The organism is Streptomyces macrolidinus (genome assembly GCF_023887685.1).
Lineage (GTDB): Bacteria > Actinomycetota > Actinomycetes > Streptomycetales > Streptomycetaceae > Streptomyces > Streptomyces macrolidinus.
Genome location: NZ_JAMWMR010000100.1, coordinates 1 through 903, shown reverse-complemented (window position 1 = coordinate 903; position 903 = coordinate 1). Strand labels below are relative to the sequence as shown.

The following is a 903-nucleotide window of genomic DNA, read 5'->3' as shown; positions in this document are numbered from 1 at the left end:
AGGCACACGCGTTCCATGAGGTGGTGCCGGGGCTGATCCGGTCCAGGAACCACAGCCGCTGCTGGGCGAAGGACAGGGGCAGCGGCGTGCTCCGGTCCGCGCGCGGAATGGTGTCGCGGTCGGTGCGCTTCGTGCTGAGCAGCTTCGCGAGGAGTTCCCGCTGCTTGTCGGTGAGGTTGGCGATCCGCTCGTTCGCGTGGGTCATCGGTGCTCGGCCTATCCAGTCGCGTGCGCTGAAGGGGGTCACTGCTGTTCGAGCCGCCGCAGCGCCTCTTCGATCTCCGCGTCGGTCATGTCTTCGACGGCACTCAGGGCCTCGCTCAGCTCGAGCTCGGCGGCCTCGCGCCGGGCCTGGAGTTCGGCCGCCAGGGCCCGCGGGGCAGGGTTGCGGAACAGGGTCTCCAGCGACACGTCCAGCTCCGTCGCGTTGCGCAGCCGTGCGATGGCCCGGGTGGCGAGCAGGGACTGGCCGCCCAGTGCGAAGAAGGTGTCGTCGATGCCGACCGTGATGATGTCGAGGACCTCGGCGTACACCTGGCACACCAGTTCCTCGTCGGGGGTGCGGGGGGCGACATAGGCCGCCGCCTCGTACCGGTCCGGCGCGGGCAGTGCTTCGCGGTCGATCTTTCCGGTGGGGGTCAGCGGCAGGGCGTCGAGCACCACGAAGGCGGAGGGCACCATGTACTCGGGGACGACGGCCCCGGTGTGCGCCCGCAGGGAAGCGAGCAGCTCGGCGCCATCCGCGGAACCGTCCTCGGGCGAGGACCCTTCCGGCACCACGTAGGCCACCAGCCGCTTGCCGCCCGGGCCGTCATCCCGGGCGACGACCAACGCCCGGGCGACCGACGGGTGGCGTCGCAGGGCGGACTCGACCTCGCCCGGCTCGACCCGGAAGCCCCGGAC

Annotated in this window: 2 protein-coding genes; both read right to left on the bottom strand. The window is 71.7% G+C overall.

What is annotated here, in order from left to right:
- Positions 1-205, bottom strand: a 205-nt coding sequence (locus NGF19_RS30395; RefSeq protein ID WP_252429156.1) for a hypothetical protein, incomplete at its 3' end; no start/stop codon positions are given.
- 38 nt (positions 206-243) lie between these two features.
- The coding region (locus NGF19_RS30390) for an AMP-binding enzyme (protein WP_252429154.1) at positions 244-903 on the bottom strand (660 nt) is incomplete at its 5' end.